Consider the following 24617-nt stretch of genomic DNA (forward strand, 5'->3'; position numbering starts at 1 on the left):
CTCATCATCCTCGATACTCGTATCTCAGGGCACCAAACCCGGGGGACGGGAAGAGGAAGACCTGATGAGCGATCGTCCACGCATCGATCTCGACATTCTCCGAACGATCACGGAGCAACTACGCCGAGTGAACGAAGCAGCACGCCGCGTCGCCGGTTCGGAACGGGCCCGACCGCCACTGGCCACCGGCGAACCAGCCATCCCGCTCGCCCGCCGCACCCGGCGAGCCCGATGACCAGGCCACTCGATCTCGCGCGCCTCCGTCGGCTCGCGAGCATCCGCCGGCACCGCACCACCGGCCCACGACCGCCGGCGCGCAACCAGCCCCGCTACCAGCACCCCCGCCACCAGCCCCGGAAGACACGATGACTCTCTACTTCGACCTGCCGCGCACCACGCCGGTCTCCGCCGACCCGTCACCCTGGCGGGACTACGAACCGTCACCCCGGCTGGTGCACGCGGCCGTCGGCAGCGGCCTGCTGTCCATCCTGGTCCTGGCCGCCGGCGTGTGGTCGCTCATCCTGCGGGACGCCGGCGCCGCACTCGCCTGCGGCGTCGCCGTGCTCATCCTCGGCCACCTGTTCGGCCTGATGCTGAACCTGTGGGTCCACCCGCAGAACACCGGCGACCGCATGCGCATCGCCGGCATCGACGACGGGACACCGGGGTTGACGTTCAGCTACTCCGGGCGGCTCTACTACTGGTACGCGGGCTTCTTCCTCCTGCTGACCGTCGCCCTGGCCGTCAGCGGCCTGCCCCTCACCATCGGCGCCGTCCCCACCGCGGCGGCGCTGTTCATCCTGCTCCGGCACGCACCCGGGCGGCTCGCCCTGACACCGGACGGGGTCTACCACCACGGGGTGTGGACCCAGCAGTTCATCCCGTGGCAGGCCATCCGCGAAATCTCCGCCGGGGAACACGCCCACATCCCGATCATCGGGGTGCCGGCCGTGGCGTCACCCGACACCCGCACCCGGCGGACGCTTTTCCGGGCGCCGGAACAGATGATCGTCCAGGTACCTTGGCTGGCCGTGGACCCGGCCCTGGTCCTGCAGGCCATGCGGTGGTATCACGCCAACCCGAACCATCGGTTCGAGCTGTCTTATCAGATCGCGGTGGATCGGGCCCGGCAGCGGGCCTGGCATCTGCAGTAGTCGGCTTGGGGGTCCTCGATCCCGGCTCACCCTCGGCGCCCTTCCGGGGCGTTCTCGACGCCGACCGCGGTCACGCCGCTTACCAGCCGGCATCACCTCGGGTCACGGACGCAGCCGCCACTCACCGCCTTGGTGGTCGCGGTTGCTGCCGGGGTGGGCTGTTCGGGTGGGCGGCGCGGTCAGGGATGGCGGTGCGGTCAGGGATGGCGGCGCGGTCAGGGGTGGCGGCGCGGTCAGGGGTGGCGGAGGAGGGCCACCAGGAAGTCGGCGTCCGGGGTGAACGGGCGGAGGTCCCAGGTGCTCAGCAGCAGGTCAGGGGTCAGGCCGGCGGTGGTCACGTCGGCCAGGAACTCGTCGAACGGGTAGCCTCGGCCGGCGCCGAAACCGATCGCGGCGCGGCCCGTCGGGGACAGGTGGGCGGCGAAGTTCCGGAGGATGTCGACCCGGGTGTCCGGGGCGGCGAACGTCATGACGTTGCCGGCGCAGACGATCGCGTCGAACGGCGGGCCCGGCAGGGACAGGTCGGACAGGTCACCGACCAGCCACTCCGGGCCGGGGTGGTCGACGACGGCGGCGGCGATCAGTTCCGGATCCAGGTCGACGCCGGTGACGTCGTGGCCGAGGAGCGCCAAGTAGCCGCCGACGCGGCCGGGGCCGCAACCCGCGTCCAGGATTCGCGCGCCGCGCGGGGCCAGGGTATCGACCAGGCGGGCCTCACCGACCAGGTCGGCGCCCGAGGCGGCCAGGTCGCGGAAACGCTTGATGTACCACTGCGAGTGCCCCGGGTCCTCGGCGAGCTTGCGCAGCCACCCGTTCTCTACCGTCACGTGTTCCTCAATCTCGCCCACGACAAAACCCGGCCCGGCCCACCGCGTCGCGGTCATCCTGCACCGTCGCTCGCGACCAGTGCCCGGCGCATGGCGGCCCGGGTTCGGCTTCCGGGGCCGGAACCAACCCTACGGCGGGTCAGGCCGGGGCGAAGGTCACCCCCTCGGTCTTGGTGGTGGTGGCGGAGCGGCCCGGGGCGTCCTGCCAGGTCCAGTACAGGTTCAGGTGGGAGATCACCTTGTCCGGGGTGGGGGCGCCCCACTCGGTCAGGTCCTCGGTGGTGTGGGCGTCGGCGACCAAGGGTCACGTCATATCCCCGGGTGAAGGCGCCGTGGATCGTGGAGCGGATGCACGCGTCGGACTGGGCACCGGCGACGATCAGGTGGCCGACACCGTGCTCGGCCAGGTGGGTCTCCAGGTCGGTGGCCTCGAACGCGTCACCATATTTCTTGTGGACGACCGGCTCACCCCCGCCGGACGGGAGCTCGGAGACGAACTCTTACTGCGGGGAGTCGAGCGGCAGCTCCTCCGACGAGTGCTGCACCCAGATCACCGGCACGCTCTCGGCGCGGGCCCGCCGGACCAGGGTGGCGATGTTGGCGATCACGGCGTCCCGGTGGTGGGCGCCGGTCATCACACCGTTCTGCACATCGATGACCAGGAGCGCGGTGGCCGGCCGGTCGGACAGGGTCGTCACGGGAACCTCCCGGGGGACGAAGCGGCGAAGACGACCCCACCCTAGAACTCCCCACCGACATTTTCGGGGGAGACTGGTCGCCATGGGTGAAGTCCACGCGGGCCTGGCCGACGTGGCGCGACGGGCCGGGGTGTCTCCGGCTACCGCCTCGCGGGTCCTCTCCGGGACCGGGCCGGCCTCCACGGCCAGCCGCGCCGCCGTGCTGACCGCCGCCGAGGAACTCGGCTATCGTCCCCATCCGGTGGCCCGGCAACTGGCCCGCCGGTCGGGGACGCGGGTGGTGTTCGTGGTGCGGGACGAGCGCACCGACATCCTGCGCGACCCGTTCGTCACGCGGGCCACGGCGGCCATGGCTGCGGTGCTCAACCCGTACCAGATCGGGATGTCCCTGAGTCGTGTCGGCCTGGAGTGCGCGGCGGAGCTGGACCATCTGGCCGCTGATCGCGGTGTTGCCGCAGTGGTCCTGGCCGGGCACGATCGTGAGCTGCTCGCCCACCTGCCGCCGAGGCTGCGCGGCCGCACCGCCGTGATCGGCCTGGGCGGCACGGACATCAGCGCGGGCAGCGCAGACGTCAGTCACCGAAACGGCGCGGGCACGGACGTCAGCTGCGGAAACGGTGTGGGCGGCGCGGACGTGGACAGCGCGAGCGGCATCGGCGGGCTGATCACGCATTTGTATGCTCTCGGCCGGCGGCGGATCGCCCTGGTCGCAGGGCCGTCGTGGCTGGCCGCCTCGGCTCCTCCGGTTCGCGTCTATGCGGAGCTGACGCGGGCCGCCGGGCTGCCCGTGAGGATCGTGCGCGGTGACTTCACCAGTGTTCGCGGGCGGGCGGCGGCGCGGGTGATCCTGCGGCGCTGGCCGGACACGGACGCTGTCGCGACGGTGAGCGACGCTACCGCCATGGGCGTTGTTCAGGCGCTCGCGGCGACCGGAATAAAAGTGCCGGACGATGTCGCGGTGACCGGTTTTGACGATGTTCCGTTGGCCGGTGCGCTCTATCCGGCTCTGTCCACGGCCACGCATCCGGTCGAGGAGATCGCCGTCGCGGCGGTCAAATCGGCTCTCGGCGAGTCACCACAGGTCAGACTGTTCCCGAGCATCCCGATGATCCGCGAGACATGCGGCGGAGGCGGGGCTTGTGGTGGAAGCGCTTCCACCGCTTAACGTCCAGAACGTGCCCGAGATTCGCCCCTACCGGCCGGCCGATCGCGCCGCCCTCTACGACATCTGTGTCCGCACCGCCGACGCCGGTGAGGACGCCCGCGGTCAGTATTCGACCGACGACCTGATGGGCGACCTGTTCGCCGGCCCGTACGCATTTCTCGAACCGGACCTGGCTTTTGTCGTCGACGACAACGGCCGGGCGGTCGGCTACGTGGTCGGCACGGCCGACACCACGACGTTCGTCAAGCGTTACCGCGAGGAGTGGATCCCGCTGCTCGACGGCAAGTATCCGGTCCCGCCTCCCCCGCCGCGCACGCCCGAGCAGGACATGGTCGCGCTGCACTACTGGCCGGAGCGGATGATTCTCCCCGAGCTGGCGGGCTTTCCCGCCCATCTGCACATCGACCTGCTTCCGCCGTACCAAAGAATGGGTTTTGGCCGAAGGCTGATCGATGCCTTTATGGGGAAAGCCCGGGTCGGGGTGCATCTCGGCATGGTCACCGCGAATGTGCGCGCTCGCGCTTTCTACGATCGCGTGGGTTTCGAGGTGTTGCCGGTTCCCGACCCGGGTCCCCTGACGTATCTGGGTAGACGGCCGGTCTAGACGAGTTCGTCGTCGGCCGGCTGCGGAACGTCGCGCAGGTGGCGGTTGTGGCGCGGCTCCTGCTTGGTCTTGGCGTCGTTGAGGCGGCGCCGCAGGTCGTCGCGGACGTCCATGATCGCCGCGTGCAGGTCCTCCTCGGACGACGTGACGACGATCTTCTCGCGGCCGCCGATGGTGGTTTCCAGGGTGACCTTCTGTCCCGCGTGTTCACGGTCCTTCACCGAGATGTACAGCGCGGTGGTGTCGGCGTGGAACGCGGCGAGCCGGGCGTCGAGCGGGCTGAACTGCTCGGCGATCCAGTTGAGGTCGCCCTGGGAGAAGCCCGCACCCACTCGCAGACACTCGTCGACGGTGGCCGGGTTGGCGACTGCGCTCATCGGAACCTCCTGCATCCGGTGAAAGTTGGACAACCCTCCACTACCCAGTTGATCAACCTTGAACCCGGTCCAGGAGCCTAAGTCCGGTTTCGATCACGTCCTGGGCCGACCATTCGAGTGCCGGGGCGAGCACGGTGAGTTCGGCCATCGCGTGGCCGGGCATCTCGGTGTCCTGCCAGCCGCCGGTCAGCCAGACTTTTTCCTCGCGGGCCATGGCCACGACGGCCTCGTTGAGGCGGGCGGCCGGGTAGGGCAGCCAGACGCGGAACTGGTTGGTGTGCGGCGGGCGCGGGAAGACCAGCGCGCCGGGGAGTTCGGCCAGGGCGGCGGCGACCGTGCGGGCCTGGCGCACGTAGTCCGGGATGCGGGGCAGTTCGCGTTCCAGGCCGGTGAGCGCGGTCAGGGCGGCCGGCCACTGCTGGAACAGCAGGCCACCGTAGCGGTGACGCCAGTTCCGGGCATACGCGGCGAGGCTGGTGGTCCCGGTCAGGGCCGCGCCGCTGAGGCCGCCCAGAGACTTGTAGAACGAGACGTACGTCGAATCGGCCAGGCCGGCGATCTCGGCCAACCCGCGATTCAGGTACGGCGTCGACTCCCACAGCCGCGCCCCGTCGAAGTGCACCCGGGCGCCGATCTCGCGCGCCGCCGTGCACGCGTCGTGCAGTTCGGGCCAGGTCGGCAGGACGAACCCGGCGTCGCGCATCGGCAGTTCGAAGACGACGGTGCCGACCGGCTCGGCCAGGGTCATGAGTTCGGCCGCGGTCGGGTTGCGGGACGCGCCGGTCGGGTGGACGGCGCGCAGGCCGGTGAGGTCGGCGTACGCGCGGCGTTCGTGCACCTCCTGGTGCCCGAGCGGGTGCAGCGCGACGGTGTCCCGCCCGGTGATCTCCGCGCCGTAGCGCAGGGCGACCTGCTGGGCCATCGTCCCGGTCGGGAAGAACACCGCGGCCTCGGCGCCGAGCAGCTCGGCGACCCGTTCCTCAAGTCGCTGGACCGGCCCGCCGCCGTAGAAGTCGGGCATCAGGTCGGGGTCGGCCGCCTCGGTCAGCTCGGCCAGCTTCTCCCGCACGGTGGCCGGACGGACTCCGGAGAGAAGCCGGTCACATCCACGCATCGCGGCGACCCGTTGCGCCCACACATCGTCAGTCACGGGCGGATGATCCCAGATTTTCCCGCTCGCCGAGATGAGATTTTTTCTTGTACGATCGTACTTGTACGAACGTACAAGATGAGGTGTCAGCAGTGCCGTACGTCCTTCTCGCGCTCGCCATCGGGAGCGAGCTCCTGGCCACCAGTCTCATGAAAGCCACCGACGGATTCAGCCGCCTTTGGCCCACGCTCGCCGTCCTCGCCGGATATGCCATCTCCTTCGTGGCCCTGTCCCAGGCGATCAAGGGCGGCATCCAGGTCGGCATCGCCTACGCGATCTGGTCCGCGGTCGGCACCGCGGCCATCATCGTGATCGGGGCGCTCTTTCTCGACGAGCCGGTGACGCTCGCTAAGGTGGGCGGCATCGTCCTGATCATCGCGGGAGTCGTGATGCTGAATCTGACCGGCGCGGAAGCGCATTGACCGAACGCCGCACCCAGCGCGCCCGGGATCCCGAGGCGCGGCGGGCCGCACTGGCCGTGGCCACCATGGAGGTCATCGCCGAGGCCGGCGTCGGGCGGACCACCCACCGGGCGGTCGCCGCCCGGGCCGGCCTGCCCCTCGGCGCGACCACGTACTACTTCCCGACGCTGGACGACCTGATCGCGGCCGGCCTGCGACACGCGACCGACCAGCTGTGCTCCGACCTGGACGAGTGGGCCCGCCGGCTGGCCGCCGCACCGGACATGCCGGTCGAGCTCACCGCGCTGACCAGGGAGTACCTGGCCGATCGGCAGCAGGTCCGGATCGAGTACGAGTTGTGCGTGGCCGCCGCCCGGGACGCGGCGCTGCGGCCGATCGCCGAGACCTGGATGGACGGGCTGCCGGAGATCCTCGCGCCCACGGTCGGGGCCGACGCGGCGCGCGACATCTGCGCACTGCTCGACGGGATCATCCTGCGGGCGCTGGTCACCGAGTCCGAGCTCGACGAGCCCGGCCTGACCGCCGCGATCCGCCGCCTGATCCCCTGATCAGCGGCCCTGCTTGAAGCTGCCTGATCCCCTGATCAGCGGCCCTGCTTGAAGCAGCCTGATCTCTTGTTCAGGGGATCTCCTTGAAGAGGGCCCGGACACCGCTGACATACTTCTGGCGGTCGACCTCGCCGATCAGCAGGCGCTGCAGGATGTAGCCCTGGACCAGGCCGAACATCGCCGCGCCGACACCGTAGGTGTCCGCGTCGGCCGGCAGGTGCCCCTCGGCCATGGCCCGTTCCGCGACCCGGACCATCCGCTCCCGGATCCGGCCGTAGACGGCGCGGACCAGCCCGGCCACCTCCTCGTCGTGGGTGGCCTCGCCCCACACCTGCACGGCGATCCGCACCGTCTGGTCCTGGGTCAGCGACGCCTCGACCTGGGTGATCACCTCGTCCAGGAAGGCCGGGACCGGTGGCATCGGGTCCATCGCGAGCAGGCCGTCCAGCACTTCGGTGATCTCACTGATCTTGGTGCCGGCGATGGCCATGATCAGCTCGTTCTTGCTCTTGAAGTACCGGTAGAACGCGCCGACCGAGAGATCGGCCTCCTTGATCACGTCCTGCATCGACGTCTGGTGGAAGCCGTTGCGCACGAAGCAGCGGACGGCCGCGTCGAGGATCTGCTGGCGGCGGGCGGCGAGATGGGCTTCCGAGACACGCGGCACCGGGCCAGCCTACCGTGCAAAACGAACGGTCATTCCACACGTAGACTGCGAGAATGAGCGACCGACCGCCGTTGGCCGAGCGACTGGACATGGCTCCACACCCGGAAGGCGGCTGGTTCAAGGAGACCTGGCGGTCTCCCATAACGTTCCGACCCGAGGGGTACGCCGGTGAGCGCGCCTCGGCGACCGCTATCTACTTCCTGCTGCACCCGGGCGAGGAGTCGGCCTGGCACGTGGTGCGCTCGGACGAGCTGTGGTTCTGGCACTCCGGCGGCCCGATGACGCTCACCCTCGGCGGCCGCGGCGAGGGCCCGGGCGCCGAGGAGCCGCTGCTGCTCGGGCCCGATCTCGCCGCCGGCCAGCGCCCGCAGCTGCTCGTGCCGGCCGGGTGCTGGCAGGCCGCCGCTCCGGCCGGCGACGAGCCGGTTCTGGTCAGTTGTGTGGTCGCGCCCGGTTTCGAGTACGCCGACTGGCGTCTCGCCTAGCGCGCGAGGCGCAGGTGCCCGGCCTGGTAGACGACCATGCCGGCCTCGTCCAGCTCGAACGTCGCGGCCGGCCAGTCGCCGGTGATCCGCAGCCGCTGCGGGCTGACCAGGTGATATGTCACCGTGCCGGGCACGACGGCCAGGGACGGCACCTGCACCCGCACGACCGGGACGGAGACCGGGCCGGACTTCACGGTCAGCCCGAGATTGCGGACCGCCCAGGCGATGAAGATCGGGGAGTCGGCCAGGCGCAGCACCGCCGCCGGGTCGATCACGTCGAGCTGCTCGGTGCCGGCGAACGGCAGGTCCCCCGCATCACCGGCGTGCTCGGCCCGGCAGGTCCAGCCGGACTCGGCGCGCGCGATCCGCAGCTCCCGGCTCCAGCCGTCGCCCTGGCTCGTGACGTGCAGCGACTTCACTTCGGAGGCGGCGGTGACCTCGGCGTTCCAGGTCAGCGAATAGGCCCGCGAGCCGGCGACGATGGCCGAACCGCTGGGCCGGGCGCCCCGCGGGAACACCAGCTCGGTGCCGACCCGATCGGTTCGCTGCCAGACCATCGGGCTCACGGGCAGGTCGGCGCGAGGCCGTTCCGCCAACGCCGATCCGCGTGCGCTGGTCGTGGTCATAGCGCCTCCTTTGCCGCTATCCGGTTCCCCATATTGGCATTGTGCAAACGCTCACGTCGGCGAATCCACCCCTCTGGGGTGGTCCCGGTACAACCTTCGGTTAACGGACGGCCGCCATCCGGTGCGACCCCCGGAAACCGTTCCACGCGAGCGGCACCGACGGCCCCGGATCCGGGCTGGTGACCCGGCCCACCGTCGGTGTGTCGCACACCATAAGGCCGCCCACCCCCAAGATCAAAATCTCGCTTCCGCCGTACGTCGTGAGCCCCTTTTACAGGGACTTCATCATGTCCTCGAACGACTCGGTGAGGGCGAACGGGTCGACCACCGTGGCCGGCTCGCGGCGCTCCATCTCCCGGGCCAGCTCGGTCGCGGCGCGCTCGATGCGGCCCCGCAGCGGGCCCTCGACCGAGTTGGCGCCCCAGTCGTCGCTCGCGGCGAAGACCGAGGTCGGCACCGGAACCGCGTGCAGGTAGGCGAAGAGCGGCCGGAGCGCGTGCTCCAGCACCAGCGAGTGCCGGGCCGTGCCGGCCGTCGCGGCCAGCAGAATCGGCTTGTCGGCCAGGGTGTCCTGCTCCAGCACGTCGAAGAACGACTTGAACAGGCCCGAATAACTGGCGCTGAAGACCGGGGTGACCACGATCAGCCCGTCGGCCGCGGCGACCGCGTCCTGCGCGCTCTTCAGCCCGGCCGGCGGGAAGCCGGTGAGCATGTGGTCGGTGATCTCGTGGGCCAGGTCGCGGAGCTCGATGACCCGGACCTCGGCGGTGACACCGAGCTGGGCGGCGGCCCGCCCGGCCGCCGCGGACAGCTGGTCCGCGAGCAGGCGGGTGGACGACGGCTGACTCAGGCCGGCACTGATGACGACGAGCTTGCGCTGCTTCATGCCTGGACCTCTTCCTTCTGCGACTCGGACTCGGCGGCGATCTTGGCGGCGACCAGCGAGGCGTGGGTCGGCGCGTCCGGCACGTGGGCCGGCTTGAGGGCGGCGAACTCCTTGCGGAGCACCGGCACGACCTCGGAACCGAGCAGGTCGAGCTGCTCCAGCACGGTCTTGACCGGCAGGCCGGCGTGGTCCATCAGGAACAGCTGGCGCTGGTAGTCACCGACGTACTCCCGGAAGCCCAGGGTCCGGTCGATGACCTGCTGCGGGCTGCCGACGGTCAGCGGCGTCTCGCGGGTGAAGTCCTCGAGGGACGGGCCGTGGCCGTAGACCGGGGCGTTGTCGAAGTACGGCCGGAACTCCTTGATCGCGTCCTGGCTGTTCTTGCGCATGAACACCTGGCCGCCGAGGCCGACGTAGGCCTGGTCGGCCGAGCCGTGGCCGTAGTGCTCGAAGCGGTCGCGGTACAGCTTGACCATGCGCTGGGTGTGCGAGGCCGGCCAGAAGATGTGGTTCGCGAAGAACCCGTCACCGTAGAAGGCGGCCTGCTCGGCGATCTGCGGCGAGCGGATCGAACCGTGCCAGACGAACGGCGGGACGTCGTCCAGCGGGCGCGGGGTCGAGGTGAACGACTGCAGCGGCGTGCGGAACTTGCCCTCCCAGTCGATCGTGTGCTCGCGCCACAGCTTGTGCAGCAGCGCGTAGTTCTCGATCGCCAGCGGGATGCCGGCCCGGATGTCCTTGCCGAACCACGGGTAGACCGGGCCGGTGTTGCCGCGGCCCAGCGTCAGGTCGACGCGGCCGTCCGCGAGGTGCTGGAGCATCGCGAAGTCCTCGGCGATCTTCACCGGGTCGTTCGTGGTGATCAGCGTGGTCGCGGTGCTCAGCTGCAGGGTCGTGGTCTGCGCGGCGATGTACGCGAGCGTGGTGGTCGGCGAGGACGAGAAGAACGGCTCGTTGTGGTGCTCGCCGAGCGCGAAGACGTCCAGGCCCACCTCCTCCGCGTGCTTGGCGATGGTGACGATGTCCTTGATGCGCTGGGCCTCGGACGGGGTCTTCCCGGTGGTGGGGTCGGTGGTGATGTCGCTGACGCTGAAGATGCCGAATTGCATGACCCGCTCCTGGAACCCTCGGCCGGGGCTCGTACGTCCCGGACTGACTCGCACAACGTTGTTGACACCGAAACTATTTCAGATTCAAACAACTTCGGCTGCGGTGGGGGTCACACGATCGGCACCGGGTTTCGCTCAGGTCGGGTCAGCTCACGAAGAACCACAGGGCCGAGGTGAGCCAGAGGCCGGCCAGGGCGGTGAAGACCAGGCCGCCGGCCAGGGGCAGAACCCAGGCGCGGCCGTTGTCGGGCTGGCTGACGATCAGCATCTTCGCGGCGAACGCGCCGTAGAACAGGCAGCCGAGCACCGAATGAGCCAGAACCCGGGGGCTGTCGAAACCGAAGCCGAACGCGTAGAGACAGTGCACCGCGACCGGCAGCGAGAGCAGCACCGCGAGGCGCCCGCTCCAGCGGTGCAGCGCCGGGGTCCAGGAGCGGGACGGCAGGCGGCCGTACAGGGCGAACGCGGAGATCAGCTGAACCACCGCCAGGATCACGACGGCGGTGGTCAGACCCGCCTTGATGACGATCGGACGCCCCAGCTCACCGAAGATCGACAGACGGGACGGGTGGTGCAGACGCCCGTAGACCCCGAGGCCGGCCGCGACCCCGACACCGGCGACCGCGGGCAGCCAGAGCAGGCCCGCCCGCGTATCGCCGCGCACGTCAGAACCCGGTTCCGGTCTCGGCGTCGACGGCGGTCACCGGGACCGCGGTGCCGTCGACGGTGGTGGTGTCGGTGGCGACGTCCAACTGCGGGGCCGGACCGATCTGGTCGCCCAAGGTGAGGACACCGACCTGGCGGCCGTCCGGGAGGACGATCCACGCGCCCTGGACCTTGGCGTTACGGACCTTCAGCGACGTCCGGTAGAGGCCGGACGGCTTCTTCACCGTCCCCAGGACGAAGTCGTGGGTGGCGCCGACCACGGTGACCTGGCCGCGGGCACTGTCCTTGTCGAACGTCCCGACAACCTTGGCACCGTTCTTCCCGAACAGGTTCAGCCGGCCGTTCTCGGCCGTGCCCTTGAGCCAGGCCTCCAACCTGTTGCCGTCACAGATGTAGGCGATGGCCTGCTGATCCCGGATCGAGATGGCCAGCGTGCCCGCATCGTCCTCGACGTGGCCGGCCAGTGTGATCCGCACCGGGGCGGGCGCACTCGTACCGGCGCGGACCGGCTCGGTCGGCGGCAAGGACGCGGCCGGCGCGGCGGCGCCCTGACCGGCCGTGGCCTGCGGGGCACTGGTGACGACGGCGACCGGGGCCTGGCGGTCGTCCGCACGCCGGTCGGCCGCGGCGGCCATGTTCACACCGACCAGCGCCGCGGCCACGGCGACGGCCACCCCGAGCGTGACCAGGGGCCCACGGCGCCAGCGCCGCGATCGGCCGGCGGGCGCGGGCACCGCCTCCGGACCTTCAGCCGGCGGGTGCACCTCGGTGGGGCCGCCGCTCGTGGGCGTCGCTCCGGCCAGCCAGCCGGTCACGGGCGTCCCGGCGAGCTGCCCGCCACCGCCGTCCTCGTCCGGCCAACCTGCGGCCCGCGGCATCCCGGCGAGCCGCCCAGCGCCGTCCGGCCGGGGCATCGCGGCCGGCCGTCCGCTGTCGTCCGGCCGACCCGCGGCCTGCGCCGCACCGGCGAGGCGGCCGTCGGCGGGTGAGACGGGGCCGGGGTTGCCCGTGGCGGGTCGGGTGCCGGCGAGTTGGCCGGCCCAGTGGCCCAGGTGGTCGGGGCTGGACGGGACGGGTGTCAGCGGTTGAGCGGGGGCCGCGGTTTCGGCGGCCGGGGCGGGGGTTCCGGCGGCCGGGGCGGGAGCTTCGGCGGCCGGGGCGGGAGCTTCGGCGGCCGGGGCGGGGGTGAAGGCTCCGGCCCAGGGGCCTGTGGGGGTGCTGCGGACCGTGGTCAGTCGGGGGGACGGGGATTGCTCCGGGGTGGCCGGCTCGGGGAGCGGGGTGATCGTGCCGAGGACGCCCGAGGCGACCAGGCTGCGCAGGTAGGTGGCGACCCGGTGGGCGGTCGGGCGCCGGCCGGGATCGGTCGACAGGCAGGAGCGGGCCGGGCCGGCCAGTTCCTCCGGCAGGGACTCCGGGGCGCCCTGCGGGTCGCCGGTGACCAGCTCGACGAGCAGGATGCCGAGCGAGTACACGTCGGCGGCGGGCGTCGGCGGGGTGCCGTGCCAGATCTCCGGGGCGGTGTATCCGGGAGTGCCCCCGGCGACCCCGCGGTCGGCGTCCATCAGCAGGACCGCCACACCGAAGTCGGTCACCCGGATCTGAGGCGGGTTGGTACCCCGTACGAGAAGCAGGTTTTCGGGTTTGAGGTCCAGATGGACGACGCCGCGGGCGTGGGCGGCGTCGAGGGCGTCCGCGACCTGGGCGGCGATGGTGGCGGTCTCGGCCGGGGTCAGGCGGCCACCGCGGTCGGCGAGGTGGCGGCGCAGGTCGGGACCGTCGACGAAGTCCATGAGCAGGGCCAGCGTGCCGCCCTCGACCACGAGGTCGCGGAAACCGACGATGCCGGGATGGTCGACGGCGCGGAGGGCCGCCTCCTCACGGAGGAACAGCTGGCGGACACGCCGGTCACCGGCCAGCTCGGGGCGCATCAGCTTGGCCGCGAGCGGCGGACCGCCGGAGCGTCGCGTAGCCCGCCGGACCACCGCGAGCGCGCCGCGACCGATCTCCTCGTGCAGCAGGTATTCGCGGCCGAGCGCTTCCTGACCGGCCATCCGCGTGCCCTTTCTCGCGTCGATCCCCGTGCCCGGCGATCAATCATGATCAAATCCTGCCCGCGGTTCGGCCGGATTCGGCCTATCGCGTTCCTATGATCTGCATACCGCGGATCGGGCAGCTCGGTTCATCCCGGGCCGACCTCGAATTGCCATTGTCCTCGCGAGACGGACACCGCCGCAAACGGCTGATCACACTTTAGGGAAGTGTCGATCTTCAATGTCCGCGACGACGGACATTCCGGCTGCCGGCCCGCCGCCCGGGCGAAGAGGGAGGCCGCAGCGGCGCGGTGAGGAGGACGACCGGATCGACGCCGGGCCGGCCGTCACGCTGGAAGTGATCTTCAACGGTCTGGCGCGGGCGGGGTCCGGCTAACTATGGTGGCTCGATGTCCGGGCGGCGGTGGGGTTGGCTCGACGGACTCCGCGCCGTCGCGGTGCTGCTCGTCCTCTATGCGCACCTGACCCGTTATGTCTTCACCGGCCTGCGCTCGATCACCGGCGAATGGCTGCACGCGGGGCCGGCCGGGGTCATGCTGTTCTTCCTGGTCAGCGGGTACATCATCCCGGCCTCGCTGGAGCGACACGGCAGTCTGCGGGAGTTCTGGATCAGCCGGGCGCTGCGGCTCTACCCGATGTACCTGGTGGCGATCGCGGCCATGGTCCTGCTCGGCGGCTACACGACGTCACAGCCGGTGACCGCGGCGGTCGGGCACGCGACGATGATGCCGTTCCTGCTCGGAGTGCCGCTGGTCACGCCCGTGCTCTGGACGCTCTCCTACGAGATGGCGTTCTATCTGCTGGTAACGGCCCTGTTCACGATGCGGTGGCACCGGGCCAGCGCGACGATCGCCGGGGTGCTGGCCGTGCTGGCGGTGGTGACCGCGCCGCTCGCCGGGCCGCGGGCCAACCTGGTCGGGGTGGCCGCGCCCGTACTCATAATCGGTCTTGGTCTTCTGTTGTCGCGCTGGCGGGCGGCGATCGTCGCGGGTGGCCTGATCCTCGGTGGGCTCGTCGGGACGCTGCTCGCGATCGGTCAGGACCCGGCCCACGGGTGGGACGGGCTGCTGATCGTCGCGGTGATGTTCACCGGCACGGCGATCTACCGGGCCGACCGGGGGCAGACCGGCTGGTGGCCCGCGATTCTGGCGATCACGCTGGTCGGCGGGGCGTTGCTGGTGAACTGGATCGCCGAGCTGCACTCGCTCGACGCGCTGACACCGAAGTACGTGGCCCGGGTGGTGATCACCGTGCTGACGTTCGGCGGGGCGTTCGCGATCGGACGGCTCGGCCGCCATCGCCGTACGCCGTCGTGGTTGTCGTTGATCGGTGTTCTCAGTTATTCGATTTACCTGGTGCACTACGTGCTGATCCAGATCGGTCATCGATTCCTGGAATCGGGGCTTCCCGACCCGTTCATCGCGGTGATCTATCTGTCGGCGGTGTTCGGGATCTCGTGGCTCACGCACCGTTACGTGGAATTGCCGGCGCAACGACTCGGGCGCCGGTTCCGTGCCTCTCGGCCCCCGGCGGGACAGGATGGAACCGGCGAGTCCCCACGAGTTAAGGAGGCGTTGTGGCACGGCTGATCTGCACCGGGATCACGTCCCTGGACGGGTACATCAACGACGAGCAGGGCAATTTCGACTGGAGCGTGCCGGACGAGGAGGTGCACTCGTTCGTCAACGATCTCGAACGGCCGATCGGCACCTACCTGTACGGGCGCCGCCTCTACGAGGTGATGCGCTTCTGGGAGGACGCGCAGGTCCGGCCGGACTCCTCCCCCGCCGCCATCGACTACGCCCAGCTGTGGCGGGCCGCCGAGAAGATCGTCTACTCGACGACGCTGGAGGCGGCGACCACCGCGCGGACCAGGATCGAGCGCAGCTTCGACCCGAAGGCCGTGCAGGCGCTGAAGGACGCCGCCGACCGCGACCTGAGCGTCGGCGGGCCGCACCTCGCGGCCCACGCGTTCCGGGCCGGCCTGGTCGACGAGGTCCAGCTGTTCGTCTCGCCGGTCGTGGTCGGCGGCGGAACCCGGTTCCTCCCCTCGGGCGTGCGCCTCGACCTCAAGCTGGCCGAACAGCGCCGCTTCGCCAACGGCGTCGTCTACCTGCGCTACCAGGCCGGCTGACTCCGGCCCGCAGCCGCGCGGCCCGACGGGCCGAGCCAGGCAAAATCCACGCCGGGCCACACGCCACGGGCAGGCCAGACCAGACCAGGCCGCGCCACGGCAGACCACGCCCGGCAACGCCACGCCCCGCCAGGCCAGGCCCCGCAACACCAGGCCCCGCAACACCAGGCCGCGCCCCGCCAAGCCGCGCCAGGCCAAGCCGCGCCCCGCAACACCAGGCCACGCCAGGCCGCGCCAGGCCGCCGTGGCAGGCCGCGGGCACCGTCGGTGGCCGGTCCGCCCGGTCGAGGCCGCGTCAGGCGGTCGGGTGCAGCCAGCGGTCGAGCCAGGTGAAAGCCGCGTCCTGCATCCGGTCGACGAAGACGTGGCCGAGGCCGGGCCAGACCTGGGTCCGCAGACGCTCCCGGGCGTGCTGCGCCTTCCAGATCAACCCCATCTTCGTGTACGCCGCATCGCGCCCCGCCGCCGTGAAGAGCGGATCCAGCTCGCCGTCCAGCACGAACATCGCACGCGGGGCGGCGATCGACGCCACGTCGGGGATGTCGAGGTGCCGGAACAGGCCGGGATGCAGCATGTAGAACGCGGACTGCCCGCGCAGCGTGTTGTTCCCCGGAACCATCATCTCCTTCAGTCCGGTCATCCAGCAGGCCGAGACGGTCGCCGCGATGTGATCGGAGAGCGCGGCGACCTGCCACGCCCGGAACCCACCCATGGAGAAGCCGACCGCCGCGACCCGCCGCCCGTCCACCTCGGGCAGGCCGGCCAGCATCGCGGCCGCCCGCACGTCCTCCCGCGCCATGAGCCCGGCCACCGACGAGCCGAGGTTGAACAGGTTGGACGCGAGCGCCTGCTGACCCTCGTAGGCCAGGCCGCCCCGATCACCCCAGCCGAGCGCATCGACGGCGAGCACCGCGTAACCCCGCGCGGCCAACTGATCGCCGATGAAGCGCCCGCTGAAGTACTTGTCGGCCCAGCCCCGCGCCGAGGCGAGCCGAACGTCGTCATACCACGGCTCGATCACCTTCTCCTTGCCGATGTCGAACCTCGCGCCGTGGTCGTGCAGCAGCAGGGCGGCCGGGAACGGGCCGGGACCCTCCGGGACGAGCATGGTGGCGCGGACCCGGCTGTGCCGCGTGACGTCGAATGCCAGCTGCCGCCGGCGGAAACCGTTCCCTGGCTGCTCATCGATGACCTCCACGTGGAAGGGGCTACGGTCCTCGGGCTGCCAGAGCAGCTCCTCGACCTGGGCGCGAGCGCGACGCTTCCAGGTGCGGAAGTCCCGTTCCCGGCTGTTCGGCCAGGAGAGCGGGAAGTCGAGCTCATCCCTTAGACGCTCGTAGAAGACCGGCAGGTTGTCACCGATCACGGCCGGATTCTCGAACCCGGCGGCCGCCCGCGCCGCGGTCACGTCGGCCAGCCCGGAGGCCAGGGTCGCGGCGGGAATCGAGATCAGGGAACGCCTCTTCATCAATTCCTCCTCATCGATGTGAGGTCGACCCTAGAAAGCCCTTTCCCGCATGTCAACGGCGAGACGATCCTCGGCGCCCAGCGCAGCCCGATGCCCCTTGAGACACGAGGCCCCGCGCCGGGTCAGCGGCCGGCCTTGGAGCGTTCGCGCAGGTAGGAGAGGTGGATGAGGGACTCCGGCCAGATGTAGCCGGCGTCCGCCGCCCAGACCTTGGCGACGACCCGGTTGCCGGACGCGGCGAAGTGCGGCGCCGCTTCGGAACGCAGTTTCGCGTTCATGAAGGCCCGGGCGAACAGGTTGTGCACCACTGCGTCGCCGGGGAGCGGGCGGTAGGCCGGGCTGCCCGGGCCCCAGGCGGCGGCCTTGCGGAGCTCCTCGATCACGGCCGGCTGGCGAATGTACTTGAGCCCACCGCCGCCAACCCAGATCTCGATGTGCGCTTCGGGGACCAGGCAGGTCAGCGGGCTGCCCTCGGGCGCGCTGTACGCCGAGTCGACCGCGAACCGGTGCACCACCTGGTCGCTGCCGCCCCATTTGCCGCAGAGCTGCTGCAGCATGCTCCGGTGGGCGCCCAGGTGCCCGGCGTCGGCCGCACGGGCCCCGTTGAACCGGCGCCAGGCCTCGTCGTGGCCGCGCTGCAACCCCCGGTTGCAGGTGACCAGCCCGGTCCAGGCGTCCGCGTCGCCCGGGTTCCGGCGGACCACCTCGCCGAAGAACGCCTCGGCCCGGGCGAGGCGCTCGCCGAAGGTGCGGAACTGGCCGCGGGAGACGGAGGACGCCGCGCCGCTGCCGCGCGCCTCCCAGCCCCAGTCGATCAGCCGGTAGCCGTACGTGAGCATGGCCAGGGTGTCTCCGGAGTCCGCCAGGACCGCCTGTTCGAGCCAGGTCTGTGTACCCCTGGTGGCGGAGACGATCCGCAGGTAGAAGTTGCGGACGTTGCCGTCGGTGACGGCGGCCAGGATCGCCCGGACGGCCGGCCAGTCCCCGCGCCGGGTGGCCTCACGCAGGGCGAGCGCGCCCGGATCGCCCTGGCAAGGGTCGGTGGAGACGCTCAGAAAGCGGTTGGCGAGGGTGCGGGCACCGTCGCCGGCGAGGCGGGCAATGGCGCGGTCCAGGGCAGACGTTCTCACAGTGGTTCCACTTCACGACGGCATGACGGAAAGGCGCGGCGCCCGGGGGCGCCGCGCCTGTACATCCTTGATCCTGGACGGACAGGATCAAGATCTGGAGGGATGAACGGTCTGTTAACGACCCTGGAGGGACTTCACGTTGTCGCCGAAGGTCCAGTTCTTGGAGCCGTCCCAGTTGATCGACCAGGTCATCAGGCCCTTGATCGACGGGACCGAGTTGTACGCCTGGGAGACCAGTGACGGGGTCATGTAACCCCCGCCGGCGCCGGACTGGGCGGGCAGGCCGGGGACCTGCTTGTCGTACGGAATCCGGATGGTCGTGCCCTGGATGGTCAGGCCGTTGTTGAGGCACTGGGTCTGGACGGTGAAGCCCTGCACGGTGCCGGCCGAGTACGAGTCACCCGAGCATCCGTACATCGAGCCGTTGTAGTACTGCATGTTGAGCCACCACAACCGGCCGTTGTCCAGGTACTTCTTGATGATCGGCAGGTACGAGCCCCAGATCGAGCCGTAGGTCACGCTGCCGCCGGTCACGTACGCCGTCTCCGGTGCCATGGTCAGACCGAAGTTCGACGGCATCTGGGCCAGCACCCCGTCGATGATCCGGATCAGGTTGGCCTGCGAGGCCGACAGCGTGTTGATGTTGCCGCTGCCGGAGAGCCCGGTCTCGATGTCGATGTCGATGCCGTCGAAGTTGTTGGCCTTCAGGATCGGCACGATGGTCGACACGAACTTGTCGGCAACGGTGCTGGAGCTCAGGTCGATGCCGGCCGCCGCGCCGCCGATCGACATCAGGACGGTGGCGCCCTGCGACTTGGCCGCGCAGATCTCGGCGGCGGTGGGCACCTTCACGCCGGCGTCCATGCCGTTCTCCCACAGCACGGTGCCGTCGGAGCGGATCACCGGGAACGCCGCCATCAGCACGTTGTAGCCGTGCTGGGTGATCCGGCTGTCGTTGATCGGGATCCAGCCGAGGCCGGGGTGGACGCCGTTGGAGGCGCCGTCCCAGTTCTCCCAGTAGCCCTGCAGGACCTTGCCGGCCGGGCGGCCGCGGGTGGCGCAGCCGACCGGTGAGGTGGTCGGCGAGACGGTGGGCGACGCGGACGGGGAGGCCGACGGGGACGTGGGCGGCTTGGTCGTGCTGACCGACGGCGACGGCGTGGTGCCGCCGCTGCAGGCGCCGAGGTCCTTCCACAGGGTCGGGGTCGCGGCCGGGTTCCAGCCGGTGCCGACGTACGCCGTGTGGGTGACCAGTGCCTGGTACAGCTTGGACTGGTAGGTCACCTGCTGGCCGGCGGTGTAGGTGACCCCTTCGGCCCAGACCGTGGACGAGCAGGCGACGGCGGCCTCACCGGTCGCCGAGAACGCCACGATCGAACCGAGTGCCACCCCCACCCCGGCGACCAGCGCCAACAACTGGCGGCGAACTCCCATGGCGACTCCCTCGACGACGAACGTGACGTGTGCCACCACATCGTGGCTTTCACGTTCACAAATATCAAGGGTTCTTAACAGTCATTTATTCAAGTTTCTTAACAGTCACGGGGAGCCCGACAAAAGCCCCGTACGGCTGCAGCGCCTCCTCCGCGCTCGCCCAGTCCTTCGCGGTGAAGGACGTCAATGGCGAGACCACGATCGACACCGCCTTCTTGCCGAGCGTGCGCTTCCAGACCGCGCGCACCCTGCCGTCCTGCACGAGGGTCGACTGGAAGATCCCGTTGCCGCCGGGGATGATGCTCTTCAGCATCTCGGGCGTGGCCATCATCGACCGGTCCTTGTAACCCAGCATGTACTCGTCGAAGCCGGGCAGCGCGTGCCAGCCGCGGACCGGGCCGGCCTCGAGCACGGCCGGATCGGCCCACATCTCGACGCCGTCGACGTCGACCTCGGTGAGGCCGGCCGTCGCGATCCCGGCGCGGGCGTCCTTCATGCCGAGCATGGTCCAGCCGGCGAAATCCTTGGCCGTCGTGGGGCCGTGGCTGCGGAAATAGCGGTGGGCCAGGATGCCCAGCGCCTCCTCCCGGGACGGCCGGTTGCGGCTCGGCGCCCACTCGTCGAGCAGCACGAACGTCTGCTCGGAGCCCTCGTTCGGGGCGATCGCGGTGACTCCGCGCTGACTCGCGTACCAAAGCAGGTGGTAGCCCAGCTGACCGCTCACCGCGACGCCGCCCTCGTTGAGAGTGGCCACGCAGGATGATCGCGTCAGGCGGCCGCCGCCCGTCAGGGCGGCGCCGAGGATCTCGGCGGCCTTGTCCGCGTCGGACTCGGACAGGCCCAGGGTCTCGCGGCGTTTCGCCGCACCGGCGAGGGCCCGCACGCCGGTCAGCTCCAGCATCCAGTGCGCGTCGGCCGACGGGATCAGGTGGACCGTGCCGCGCATCGGCCAGGTGCGCACGACGTCGCGTCTCTCGGTGTCCGCGATGATCTCGGGCAGCGTGCGGCCGGGCAGACGCGTGCCCAGTGACCAGAGCACGCTGTTGAGATCCTGCGCCTGCAACGCGCCGAACCACTCGGCGATCCCCAGAACGGACTTCTTGCTGACGGAGCCCAGCAGGAGGCTCGTCATCCGCAGGCTCAGCGCCGTGTTCACGTCCACAGCGCTGAGCCTAGAGAACACCTACGACAAAATCAGCGACCGCGAGCGGCCCGGTACCTCTTGATCAGCGTGTTCGTCGACGAGTCGGCGTCCTCGGCCGGCGCCTCGGCGGCGGTCAGCTTCGGCGCGACCTGGTTGGCCATCGCCTTGCCGAGCTCGACACCCCACTGGTCGAACGAGTTGATCTCCCAGATCACGCCCTGGGTGAACGTGATGTGCTCGTAGAGCGCCACCAGCTGCCCGAACGTGTTCGGCGTCAGCTTGTCGGCCAGGATCGTGGTGGTCGGGTGGTTGCCCTGCATGACCCGGTGCGGCGCGACCGCGGGCTTGGTGCCCTCGGCCTGGACCTGCTCCAGGGTCTTACCGAACGCCAGGGCGCCGGTCTGGGCCAGGAAGTTGGACATGAACAGGTCGTGCATCTCGCCGATGTCGTGGTTCGGCTTGCTGAAGCCGATGAAGTCGGCCGGGATCAGCTTCGTGCCCTGGTGGATCAGCTGGTAGAAGGCGTGCTGGCCGTTGGTGCCGGGCTCGCCCCAGAAGATCTCGCCGGTCTGGAAGGTGGCGCGCTCGCCGGAGAGCCGGACCGACTTGCCGTTGCTCTCCATGGTCAGCTGCTGGAGGTAGGCGGCGAAACGGTGCAGGTACTGCGCGTACGGCAGCACGGCGTGCGACTGGGCACCGAGGAACGTGTCGTACCAGACGTTGAGCAGGCCGAGCAGCGCCGGGACGTTCCGCTCGACCGGCGTGCTCCGGAAGTGCTCGTCGATCTTGTGGTAGCCGTCGAGCATGTCGGCGAACTGCTCCTTGCCGATCGCGATCAGCACGGAGAGGCCGACCGCGGACGGGAGCGAATAACGGCCGCCCACCCAGTCCCAGAAGCCGAACATGTTGTCGGTGTCGATACCGAAGGCAGCGACCTTTTCGGCATTTGTCGAGACGGCGACGAAGTGCTTGGCGACCGCGGCGTTGTCACCGCCAAGACCCTTCAGAAGCCACGAACGAGCCTCGGACGCGTTCGTCAGCGTCTCCTGCGTCGTGAACGTCTTCGACACGATGATGAACAGCGTCGTCGCCGGGTCGAGGTCGCGCGTCTTCTCGTACAGATCGGTCGGGTCGATGTTGGAGACGAACCGGGCCTCGATGTCGCGCTGCGAATAGTCCTTCAGCGCCTCGTAAGCCATCACCGGACCGAGGTCGGAGCCGCCGATGCCGATGTTCACGATCGTCTTGATGCGCTGCCCGGTGTGCCCGACCCACTCGCCCGAGCGCACCTTGTCGGCGAACGCGCCCATCCGGTCGAGGACCTCGTGCACGTCGGCCACCACGTCCTGCCCGTCCACGACCAGCGACGCGTCGCGCGGCAGGCGCAGCGCGGTGTGCAGGACGGCACGATCCTCGGTGACGTTGATGTGCTCACCGGCGAACATCGCGGTGATCTTCTCGCTCAGCTTGGCCCGCCCGGCCAGCGCGAACAGCGCGGTCAGGACCTCGTCGGTGACCAGGTTCTTGCTGTAGTCGACGTACAGGTCGGCGACCTCGGCGGCATAGCGCTCGCCACGCTGCGGCTCGCTGTCGAACAGATCACGCAGGTGGACCGCCGAGAACTTCTCCGCGTGGCCCTGAAGTGCCTGCCACTCGGCACTGTCGGAAACGTGTTCGCTCATCTCTCCCACTCCGGACCGGGTCACTCGCACACTTCGCCCATCGTGGCACGAACCGCTGCCAGGCGCGGGCGATCTAGGTCTCATAGGCAGCCCACAGATTGATCACAGGGCTGCCGTAGCCCCGCCCACGAGGTTAGTCCCATGACGACGACCATCCGCCAGCGTGTCCCCTTGGTCATGCTCCTGCTGTCAACGGCGGTTCTGTACCTTTGGAATCTCAGCGAATCGGGATGGGGCAACAGTTTCTACGCCGCCGCCGCACAGGCCGGCGCGCAGAGCTGGAAGGCCTGGCTGTTCGGCTCGCTGGACGCGGGCAACGCGATCACCGTGGACAAGCCGCCCGCCGCGATGTGGGTCATGGGCCTGTCCGCGCGCATCTTCGGGGTGAACAGCTGGGCGATCCTGGCCCCGCAGGCGCTGATGGGCGTGGCCAGCGTGTGGCTGCTCTATCTGGCCGTGAAACGCTGGTTCGGGCAGGCCGCCGGTCTGATGGCCGGCGCGGCGCTGGCCCTGACCCCGGTCGCCGTGCTGATGTTCCGCTACGACAACCCGGACGCGCTGCTGGTGCTGCTGATGACCGCGGCCGCGTACACGACGGTCCGCGCCACCGAGAAGGCCAGCCCCAAATGGCTGGCGCTGACCGGGGTGCTGCTCGGCTTCGGCTTCCTGACCAAGATGATGCAGGCGTTCCTGGTGCTGCCCGCGATGGCGCTGGTCTACCTGGTCGCCGCGCCGACCACGATCGGCAAGCGGATCAAGCATCTGCTGCTGTCCGGCCTGGCCCTGGTCGTCTCGGCCGGCTGGTTCATCGCGCTCGTCTCACTCTGGCCGGCGTCGTCGCGGCCCTATATCGCCGGCTCGACCAACAACACGCTGTGGGAACTCGCGGTCGGCTACAACGGCCTGGGCCGGATCCTCGGCGGCTCCGGGAACGGCGGCGGCGGAGGTGGCGGGGGTAACGTCGGATTCGGCGGGGCGACCGGGATCGGCCGGCTCTTCGGCGAGTCGATGGGCACCGAGATCTCCTGGCTGCTGCCGGCCGCGCTGATCGCCCTGGTGGCGGTGCTCGCGGTGACCTGGACGGCGCCGCGGACCGACCGGGCCCGCGCCGGCATGCTGCTCTGGGGCGGCTGGCTGCTGGTCACCGGCGTGACGTTCTCGTACATGAGCGGCACGATCCACCCGTACTACACGATCGCCCTGGCTCCCTCGATCGCCGCACTCGTCGGCATCGGCGCCCGCGTCCTCTGGCTCTACAAGGCGCAGATCTGGGCCCGGATCGTGCTCGCCGGCATGATCCTGGCCACCGCCGGCTGGGGCTTCGTGCTGCTCGGACGCACCGACTGGGAGCCGGCCCTGCGCTGGGTGGCGCTGGCCGCCGGAATCGTCGCCGCTCTCGCGCTGATCGCCCCCGCGGCCCAGCTGCGCCGGCTGGCCGTGATCGGCATCGTCGCCGGCGTGCTCTCGACCGGGCTGGGCAGCGCGGCTTACGCGACCGCGACGGTCACGGTCGCCCATACGGGCTCCATTCCCAGCTCCGGGCCGTCCGCAAGCTCCGGCATGGGCGGTGGTCCAGGCGGCGGCGGATTTTCCCGTACGGACGGTGGAGGCGGTTCTCGTGGAAACGCACCGTCGGGGACCGCGCCGTCGTCGGATACCTCCTCGTCCGCCACGCCGTCCACGGACTCGTCGCAGTCCACCACCGGTGACTCGTCCACCGACAGCTCGTCGGCGGCCGGCGGCGCACCGGGCGGTGGCGGCGGGATGGGCGGCCGTGGCGGCGCGAGCAGCAGCAACAGCGAACTGACGGCGCTGCTCAAGGCCAGCACGACCAAGTGGGCGGCGGCGGTCAGCGGCGCCACCTCGGCGGCCGACCTGGAGCTCGCCTCCGGCACCTCGGTGATCGCCCTGGGCGGCTGGAACGGCAGCGACCCCTCCCCCACGCTGGCGCAGTTCCAGGCGTACGTGAAGTCCGGCCAGATCCACTACTACATCTCCGGCGGCGGGATGGGCGGCGGTGGCGGCCAGGGCGGCGGCACCACGGAGTCGTCGCAGATCGCGACCTGGGTCGCCGCGAACTACACGGCCACCACGGTCGGCGGGTCCACGATCTACGACCTGACGGCCGCCTAGTAACGACTTTCCTCCTCGCACCAGTGGGCCCCGCGACTCCCCCGGTCGCGGGGC

At 70.3% G+C, this 24617-nt stretch carries 24 protein-coding genes and 1 pseudogene; 9 read left to right on the top strand and 16 right to left on the bottom strand.

The genetic code is table 11. From position 1 onward, the window contains the following. Nucleotides 1-365: 365 nt before the first annotated feature. The gene (locus ACSHV8_RS27015; RefSeq protein WP_436519926.1) at nucleotides 366-1154 is read left to right on the top strand and encodes a hypothetical protein; all 789 of its coding nucleotides are present in this window, start codon (nucleotides 366-368) and stop codon (nucleotides 1152-1154) included. A 233-nt stretch (nucleotides 1155-1387) separates the two neighbouring features. Here ACSHV8_RS27015 and ACSHV8_RS27020 read toward each other — a convergent pair whose 3' ends face one another. The 3 genes and pseudogenes from ACSHV8_RS27020 to ACSHV8_RS27030 all read right to left on the bottom strand — a co-directional run. Then, nucleotides 1388-1981 (bottom strand): class I SAM-dependent methyltransferase, encoded by a 594-nt coding sequence (locus ACSHV8_RS27020; RefSeq protein ID WP_436519928.1) that lies wholly within the window; start codon nucleotides 1979-1981, stop codon nucleotides 1388-1390. A gap of 139 nt (nucleotides 1982-2120) precedes the next feature. Next, nucleotides 2121-2282 (bottom strand): hypothetical protein, encoded by a 162-nt coding sequence (locus ACSHV8_RS27025; protein ID WP_436537366.1) that lies wholly within the window; start codon nucleotides 2280-2282, stop codon nucleotides 2121-2123. 58 nt (nucleotides 2283-2340) lie between these two features. After that, nucleotides 2341-2763: pseudogene (locus ACSHV8_RS27030) on the bottom strand (isochorismatase family protein); the annotation flags it as partial. On the opposite strand from ACSHV8_RS27030, the gene ACSHV8_RS27035 reads away from it, so the two are divergent. After that, on the top strand, nucleotides 2762-3844 hold the full coding sequence (locus tag ACSHV8_RS27035; protein ID WP_436519930.1) for a LacI family DNA-binding transcriptional regulator: 1083 nt from the start codon (nucleotides 2762-2764) through the stop codon (nucleotides 3842-3844). The pseudogene ACSHV8_RS27030 and the gene ACSHV8_RS27035 overlap by 2 nt on opposite strands. Before the next feature lie 10 nt (nucleotides 3845-3854). Then, on the top strand, nucleotides 3855-4448 hold the full coding sequence (locus ACSHV8_RS27040) for a GNAT family N-acetyltransferase (protein WP_436519932.1): 594 nt from the start codon (nucleotides 3855-3857) through the stop codon (nucleotides 4446-4448). On the opposite strand, the gene ACSHV8_RS27045 is transcribed toward ACSHV8_RS27040, so the two are convergent. Further along, complete coding sequence (locus ACSHV8_RS27045; RefSeq protein ID WP_436519934.1) at nucleotides 4445-4825, bottom strand: HPF/RaiA family ribosome-associated protein; 381 nt, start codon at nucleotides 4823-4825, stop codon at nucleotides 4445-4447. The genes ACSHV8_RS27040 and ACSHV8_RS27045 overlap by 4 nt on opposite strands. A 52-nt stretch (nucleotides 4826-4877) precedes the next feature. Continuing rightward, nucleotides 4878-5975: a threonine aldolase family protein gene (locus ACSHV8_RS27050; RefSeq protein ID WP_436519936.1), complete on the bottom strand. Its 1098-nt coding sequence runs from the start codon at nucleotides 5973-5975 to the stop codon at nucleotides 4878-4880. A gap of 92 nt (nucleotides 5976-6067) precedes the next feature. On the opposite strand from ACSHV8_RS27050, the gene ACSHV8_RS27055 reads away from it, so the two are divergent. Together ACSHV8_RS27055 and ACSHV8_RS27060 are read left to right on the top strand one after the other, a co-directional pair. Next, the gene (locus tag ACSHV8_RS27055) at nucleotides 6068-6397 is read left to right on the top strand and encodes a DMT family transporter (protein WP_436519938.1); all 330 of its coding nucleotides are present in this window, start codon (nucleotides 6068-6070) and stop codon (nucleotides 6395-6397) included. Next, the gene (locus ACSHV8_RS27060; protein WP_436519940.1) at nucleotides 6394-6945 is read left to right on the top strand and encodes a TetR/AcrR family transcriptional regulator; all 552 of its coding nucleotides are present in this window, start codon (nucleotides 6394-6396) and stop codon (nucleotides 6943-6945) included. Before ACSHV8_RS27055 ends, ACSHV8_RS27060 begins: the two co-directional genes overlap by 4 nt. A gap of 70 nt (nucleotides 6946-7015) precedes the next feature. Here the strand turns inward: ACSHV8_RS27060 and ACSHV8_RS27065 are convergent, their stop codons facing one another. Next, nucleotides 7016-7612 carry a TetR/AcrR family transcriptional regulator gene (locus tag ACSHV8_RS27065; protein ID WP_436519942.1) on the bottom strand — a complete coding sequence of 199 codons (597 nt, stop codon included), beginning with the start codon at nucleotides 7610-7612 and terminating at the stop codon, nucleotides 7016-7018. A 53-nt stretch (nucleotides 7613-7665) separates the two neighbouring features. On the opposite strand from ACSHV8_RS27065, the gene ACSHV8_RS27070 reads away from it, so the two are divergent. Continuing rightward, nucleotides 7666-8097: a cupin domain-containing protein gene (locus tag ACSHV8_RS27070; protein ID WP_436519944.1), complete on the top strand. Its 432-nt coding sequence runs from the start codon at nucleotides 7666-7668 to the stop codon at nucleotides 8095-8097. Here the strand turns inward: ACSHV8_RS27070 and ACSHV8_RS27075 are convergent. The 5 genes from ACSHV8_RS27075 to ACSHV8_RS27095 form a co-directional block, all read right to left on the bottom strand. Next, on the bottom strand, nucleotides 8094-8723 hold the full coding sequence (locus ACSHV8_RS27075) for a putative glycolipid-binding domain-containing protein (protein ID WP_436519946.1): 630 nt from the start codon (nucleotides 8721-8723) through the stop codon (nucleotides 8094-8096). The two genes, ACSHV8_RS27070 and ACSHV8_RS27075, sit on opposite strands and share 4 nt — an antisense overlap. 271 nt (nucleotides 8724-8994) lie before the next feature. Then, nucleotides 8995-9609, bottom strand: coding sequence for an FMN reductase (locus ACSHV8_RS27080; protein ID WP_436519948.1), 615 nt, complete (start codon nucleotides 9607-9609; stop codon nucleotides 8995-8997). Continuing rightward, entirely contained in the window at nucleotides 9606-10718 is a 1113-nt protein-coding gene (locus ACSHV8_RS27085) for an LLM class flavin-dependent oxidoreductase (protein WP_436519950.1), read from the bottom strand. The genes ACSHV8_RS27080 and ACSHV8_RS27085 overlap by 4 nt, the downstream gene beginning before the upstream one ends. Before the next feature lie 145 nt (nucleotides 10719-10863). Further along, nucleotides 10864-11382: a DUF6529 family protein gene (locus tag ACSHV8_RS27090; protein ID WP_436519952.1), complete on the bottom strand. Its 519-nt coding sequence runs from the start codon at nucleotides 11380-11382 to the stop codon at nucleotides 10864-10866. 1 nt (nucleotide 11383) lies between these two features. Beyond that, nucleotides 11384-13438 (bottom strand): protein kinase domain-containing protein, encoded by a 2055-nt coding sequence (locus ACSHV8_RS27095; protein WP_436519954.1) that lies wholly within the window; start codon nucleotides 13436-13438, stop codon nucleotides 11384-11386. A gap of 389 nt (nucleotides 13439-13827) precedes the next feature. Here ACSHV8_RS27095 and ACSHV8_RS27100 point away from each other — a divergent pair, with 389 nt between their 5' ends. Both ACSHV8_RS27100 and ACSHV8_RS27105 read left to right on the top strand, forming a co-directional pair. Then, nucleotides 13828-15027, top strand: coding sequence for an acyltransferase family protein (locus ACSHV8_RS27100; protein ID WP_436519956.1), 1200 nt, complete (start codon nucleotides 13828-13830; stop codon nucleotides 15025-15027). Then, on the top strand, nucleotides 15015-15572 hold the full coding sequence (locus tag ACSHV8_RS27105; RefSeq protein WP_436519958.1) for a dihydrofolate reductase family protein: 558 nt from the start codon (nucleotides 15015-15017) through the stop codon (nucleotides 15570-15572). The genes ACSHV8_RS27100 and ACSHV8_RS27105 overlap by 13 nt, the downstream gene beginning before the upstream one ends. Nucleotides 15573-15867: 295 nt before the next feature. Here the strand turns inward: ACSHV8_RS27105 and ACSHV8_RS27110 are convergent, their stop codons facing one another. The 5 genes from ACSHV8_RS27110 to pgi form a co-directional block, all read right to left on the bottom strand. Next, nucleotides 15868-17040 carry a dienelactone hydrolase family protein gene (locus ACSHV8_RS27110; RefSeq protein WP_436519960.1) on the bottom strand — a complete coding sequence of 391 codons (1173 nt, stop codon included), beginning with the start codon at nucleotides 17038-17040 and terminating at the stop codon, nucleotides 15868-15870. A gap of 122 nt (nucleotides 17041-17162) precedes the next feature. Then, nucleotides 17163-18170 (bottom strand): hypothetical protein, encoded by a 1008-nt coding sequence (locus ACSHV8_RS27115; protein ID WP_436519962.1) that lies wholly within the window; start codon nucleotides 18168-18170, stop codon nucleotides 17163-17165. 114 nt (nucleotides 18171-18284) lie between these two features. Next, complete coding sequence (locus ACSHV8_RS27120) at nucleotides 18285-19604, bottom strand: carbohydrate-binding protein (protein WP_436519964.1); 1320 nt, start codon at nucleotides 19602-19604, stop codon at nucleotides 18285-18287. 85 nt (nucleotides 19605-19689) lie between these two features. Then, nucleotides 19690-20736 (bottom strand): winged helix DNA-binding domain-containing protein, encoded by a 1047-nt coding sequence (locus tag ACSHV8_RS27125; RefSeq protein WP_436536918.1) that lies wholly within the window; start codon nucleotides 20734-20736, stop codon nucleotides 19690-19692. A 62-nt stretch (nucleotides 20737-20798) separates the two neighbouring features. Next, the gene (pgi, locus tag ACSHV8_RS27130) at nucleotides 20799-22430 is read right to left on the bottom strand and encodes a glucose-6-phosphate isomerase (RefSeq protein WP_436519966.1); all 1632 of its coding nucleotides are present in this window, start codon (nucleotides 22428-22430) and stop codon (nucleotides 20799-20801) included. A gap of 141 nt (nucleotides 22431-22571) precedes the next feature. On the opposite strand from pgi, the gene ACSHV8_RS27135 reads away from it, so the two are divergent. Next, nucleotides 22572-24563: an ArnT family glycosyltransferase gene (locus ACSHV8_RS27135; RefSeq protein ID WP_436519968.1), complete on the top strand. Its 1992-nt coding sequence runs from the start codon at nucleotides 22572-22574 to the stop codon at nucleotides 24561-24563. Nucleotides 24564-24617 lie beyond the last annotated feature (54 nt).

Source organism: Actinoplanes sp. HUAS TT8 (genome assembly GCF_051380535.1).
GTDB lineage: Bacteria > Actinomycetota > Actinomycetes > Mycobacteriales > Micromonosporaceae > Actinoplanes.

Excerpts from the sequence above, each read along its gene's own strand:
- ACSHV8_RS27015 (WP_436519926.1), top strand. The coding sequence starts at position 366 with ATGACTCTCTACTTCGACCTGCCGCGCACCACGCCGGTCTCCGCCGAC.
- ACSHV8_RS27035 (WP_436519930.1), top strand. The coding sequence starts at position 2,762 with ATGGGTGAAGTCCACGCGGGCCTGGCCGACGTGGCGCGACGGGCCGGG.
- ACSHV8_RS27045 (WP_436519934.1), bottom strand. The coding sequence starts at position 4,825 with ATGAGCGCAGTCGCCAACCCGGCCACCGTCGACGAGTGTCTGCGAGTG.
- ACSHV8_RS27070 (WP_436519944.1), top strand. The coding sequence starts at position 7,666 with ATGAGCGACCGACCGCCGTTGGCCGAGCGACTGGACATGGCTCCACAC.
- ACSHV8_RS27075 (WP_436519946.1), bottom strand. The coding sequence starts at position 8,723 with ATGACCACGACCAGCGCACGCGGATCGGCGTTGGCGGAACGGCCTCGC.
- ACSHV8_RS27080 (WP_436519948.1), bottom strand. The coding sequence starts at position 9,609 with ATGAAGCAGCGCAAGCTCGTCGTCATCAGTGCCGGCCTGAGTCAGCCG.
- ACSHV8_RS27085 (WP_436519950.1), bottom strand. The coding sequence starts at position 10,718 with ATGCAATTCGGCATCTTCAGCGTCAGCGACATCACCACCGACCCCACC.
- ACSHV8_RS27095 (WP_436519954.1), bottom strand. The coding sequence starts at position 13,438 with ATGGCCGGTCAGGAAGCGCTCGGCCGCGAATACCTGCTGCACGAGGAG.
- ACSHV8_RS27100 (WP_436519956.1), top strand. The coding sequence starts at position 13,828 with ATGTCCGGGCGGCGGTGGGGTTGGCTCGACGGACTCCGCGCCGTCGCG.
- ACSHV8_RS27110 (WP_436519960.1), bottom strand. The coding sequence starts at position 17,040 with ATGAAGAGGCGTTCCCTGATCTCGATTCCCGCCGCGACCCTGGCCTCC.
- ACSHV8_RS27120 (WP_436519964.1), bottom strand. The coding sequence starts at position 19,604 with ATGGGAGTTCGCCGCCAGTTGTTGGCGCTGGTCGCCGGGGTGGGGGTG.
- ACSHV8_RS27125 (WP_436536918.1), bottom strand. The coding sequence starts at position 20,736 with ATGACGAGCCTCCTGCTGGGCTCCGTCAGCAAGAAGTCCGTTCTGGGG.
- pgi (WP_436519966.1), bottom strand. The coding sequence starts at position 22,430 with ATGAGCGAACACGTTTCCGACAGTGCCGAGTGGCAGGCACTTCAGGGC.
- ACSHV8_RS27135 (WP_436519968.1), top strand. The coding sequence starts at position 22,572 with ATGACGACGACCATCCGCCAGCGTGTCCCCTTGGTCATGCTCCTGCTG.